The sequence below is a fragment of the Pedobacter sp. 01T416_2 genome, from assembly GCF_056398925.1.
In genome coordinates this window covers 1-3,362 of the sequence record NZ_JBFTQI010000661.1, presented here as the reverse complement: position 1 = coordinate 3,362, position 3,362 = coordinate 1, and the positions used below count along the sequence as shown (strand labels likewise).

Annotated in this window: 4 protein-coding genes; 1 reads left to right on the top strand and 3 read right to left on the bottom strand. The window is 39.3% G+C overall.

What is annotated here, in order from left to right; translation table 11 throughout:
* From AC1DPQ_RS22015 to AC1DPQ_RS22005, 3 genes are all read right to left on the bottom strand, one after another.
* Positions 1–358 (bottom strand): hypothetical protein (locus AC1DPQ_RS22015; protein ID WP_477610878.1); only part of this gene is annotated, 358 nt, incomplete at its 3' end.
* Between the two features lie 34 nt (positions 359–392).
* A complete protein-coding gene (locus AC1DPQ_RS22010) occupies positions 393–998 on the bottom strand; it encodes a hypothetical protein (protein WP_477584625.1) in 606 nt (201 codons plus the stop codon).
* Between the two features lie 271 nt (positions 999–1,269).
* Positions 1,270–1,944, bottom strand: coding sequence for a hypothetical protein (locus AC1DPQ_RS22005; protein WP_477610877.1), 675 nt, complete (start codon positions 1,942–1,944; stop codon positions 1,270–1,272).
* Between the two features lie 519 nt (positions 1,945–2,463).
* On the opposite strand from AC1DPQ_RS22005, the gene AC1DPQ_RS22000 reads away from it, so the two are divergent.
* The gene (locus AC1DPQ_RS22000) at positions 2,464–3,039 is read left to right on the top strand and encodes a dihydrofolate reductase family protein (RefSeq protein WP_477584623.1); all 576 of its coding nucleotides are present in this window, start codon (positions 2,464–2,466) and stop codon (positions 3,037–3,039) included.
* Positions 3,040–3,362 lie beyond the last annotated feature (323 nt).

Here is a 3,362-nt window from a genome sequence, read left to right as displayed (position 1 = left end):
GCAAATAACTTTGGAAATTGCTGTACCCATTTTTTTCAGGATGTTCAAGGTCTAGCATCTCTCCATTTCCCATATTGAATATTTGCCAGTCGTAAATTTTAGCAACTCTTACTAACTCAAAAAGTGCGGCCCCTCCATAAAGATTAAATACTTTATTGCTTACAGGCTCGGTATCAACAATATAATCTACAACGTATCCTTCGCCTTTTATTTCTCTCCAATTTTCGCTAGTAGTAATGTTGGTAAAGTGCTTTTCTAAAATAATGTTGAAATCTATTGCTACAAGTAATTCTTCGTCTACTTCTTCAATAGCACTTATTTTTTGCCTGGAGCTAAATATTACAATGTCCCAACTCATAGTGTTAGTTTAGGTTTGGTTTCTATCATCGCGCTTATTTTTCCTTGCAGATTTTTAAGTATTTGGTGTACTCATTCATAAACCGGTCGCGTTGTTTTTTATAGTCGCCAACACTCTCAAAATTTCTGTATTCCGGTTTCATATTGTTAAAGTAGAAGTAAACCGTTACACCGTTTCCTGGAAACATAATAAATGTTCCTAAGGTGCTGCCTGTTTCTATTGTTGCTCTGCTGAGTCCGTAAACTTTAAAGCCATTAAACTCAAGTTCGATCAAATCTTTAGTTTCCATACCCGTTGTATGTGAGTTTAAAAATTTCAGATTATCAATAAGGTTCTTTTTGTCCTGGTTATATGCTTTTTGTTCGGAAAGTTCAACTTTCAAGTTTACGAATGGAGCTTTCTTGTTGTTATTGTACAATATTCTATAACCATCTGTTCTGGTTACTTGAACTTGTCCAGCAGCCGTTGGTAGAATCCTTACCTTTTCTGAACTTTCTGGCAATCTGTCTGCACTGGCAGCAGTAAGGTTCGTTGCCGTTTTAAATGAAATATAACATGGTGTAATTTCATTTGTACTTGTAAAGCTTATTAAAAATGTTGCCAACAGAATGGCAGGAAACAAAGGCAATTTTGATTTCATGTTTTTAAGATCTCGTATAATTTAGTGGCAACAAGATAAAGAATTTTTAAACTTTGGTGCAACTAAATCAAGAAGTGCTAGCGCTACTGGCTTCGGTCTTGTATAAAGGACATTGTGAACTTATGCTTTCCGAAATTTAGATAGATTCATTTGAGACTTTTAAAGCACAAGTCTGGCCTTTACTTGGGTCGGAGCGCTAAGACTTGAGCTAGAATGGGGATATCTCTGTGATTTGTGGGGCACTTATCTATTAATATCTTATTCAGTAGTTTTAATCGTTCCAAATTAAAAGTCCGCCAATGTTTTCAATGTTTAGTTTTTCGATATCATTTATTTTATCAAGACGTTTTTCAAAATATTGAAGTGCTGTTTTAGCTTTTTCAACTGCTTTTTTGAGTTCATGTCGATCAATTGACAGCGTAATTTCTTGTGGTGTAGGTTGGAAGGGTTCATCAAATTCGTCAACCGAAAAATCAAATACGATATTGTCGCCATCAAATTTGATCTGTGGGGCAGGGTGTCCTTCGTAATAAGTATTTTGTAGCATTGAAAGTCTGTCCCAATACATGATATCACTCAGGCCTCCGCAACATTGAGGAAAATATTTGTCTTGCCCATCAATATTCAAAACATAACCGCCAAAAAATGTTGCAGCCTGTTGTCGTTCATATTTTCCATCTCTCATTTCTTGCGTATGGTCAATGACGAGTTTGGTTAAGTTGTTATCAGTAATTTCTGAGAGTTTATAGAATGGAAAACCTTTTAAATAAGGCGTCAGTTTATCATTAAAACCCGCTTTTCGAAAGCATTCTTGATGATAAGCGTTCCAAATTTCAGGATGCTCCCAATAAGGAAATTTGTCTGGTGCAGCTAGCCCCTGATTGTTATATCCGATTTCAATTACTGGTATCAAATCTATGAGCATGCTTGTTAATTTAGTTGCCACAAGTTAGGGGTTTAAGTTTACAGTTTTAAATTGACAGTTTACTGTTAACTTATCACCAGCTAGTGTTCATCAATCGGAACGGTAAAGGCATATGAATATAACAATCGCTATTCAACCTTGCCAAAAGCTACAAGCCCTCCTCAATAAACCTGACAGTAGCAGAAATCCTTTTTGTTGCTTCTTCGACAAGCTCAGGATAACAGCAACAAAAAGATTGTAGCGAATGGCGGGGCTGCGTTGCCCGAAAAGTACAGGACCACTCGTTTCCAAATCCTTTACCACTTCCAATTGGCTTTCTGTTAAACAACTAAGCACTTAACCATATAAGAAATATAAGGCCGTATAAGTTATAACACCCTAATAACGATCTTGTAAGCGGTAAAAATGGAAGATACTCCGGTAACCATCTTATATCAAATGCAAAAGGTCATAAAAACGCCTCGTTATTGTCACGATTGCCCCTCATGCGCGTTGCTCTTCTGTTGTAACTTTATCATCATCAAATCAATAGAAAATTAGATGAGAAAGATCAAAATAATGGAACATATCTCGCTTGATGGCGTGATGCAGCACGAAAACAGCGAGGATTTCGCACATGGCGGATGGACAACACCTTACCGGAGCCTGGAAGGTTTAGCAGCAGTATTGGAGGCGCAGGGTACTCACATCGATCTGTTGTTAGGCCGCAAAACCTACGATAGCTGGACCCAGTACTGGCCAAAGGCTGGAGATAATCCGATGGCGAACAGTTTAAATAACGGCAAAAAATACGTGGCCACTCATAGGCCCGACAGCCTCGAATGGGGACCTGTTGAAGATTTAGGCACTGACATCGTAAAGCGTATTCGCGACCTCAAATCAGCAGAAGGCCCTGACCTGATCGTGTATGGAAGTTCGACTGTGGTTGCTGTGTTATTGGAACATGGACTGGTTGACGAGGTTGTGCTGATGGTATACCCGGTATTGCTGGGCACGGGCAAACGTTTCTTTTCTGAAACCGCCAATGCGCGGGAACTGGCTTTTGTGAGCACGAAAACTACGCCTACAGGAGTGCAACTGAATACTTATCAATATGTTGGAGAACTGGGAAGTTAATTAGTTTGGAGTTGAGCGTTTGGAGTTTGGAGGCCGGAACGTCATTGCGAACCGAAGGCTAGGGGTTGTGAGGTGGCGTGAAGCAATCTATTTTATGGATTAGTCCGAAGTTTGGATTTCTAAAAGAGAACGAGAAGGGGATTAGTTTGGAGTTGAAAGGTTTTTTGGAGCGCATGGGCTGTAATCCTTGGGCTGGCTTCGGTCCTGCTGTCCGTTTCCCCCGATGAAACCTGTGAAACAAGCAATCACACAATAAAAAAAGTAAAAACTAGTGCTTAAATCGGGATCCACTTCCATCAGGGCTATTTAACATTGGGCTGTAC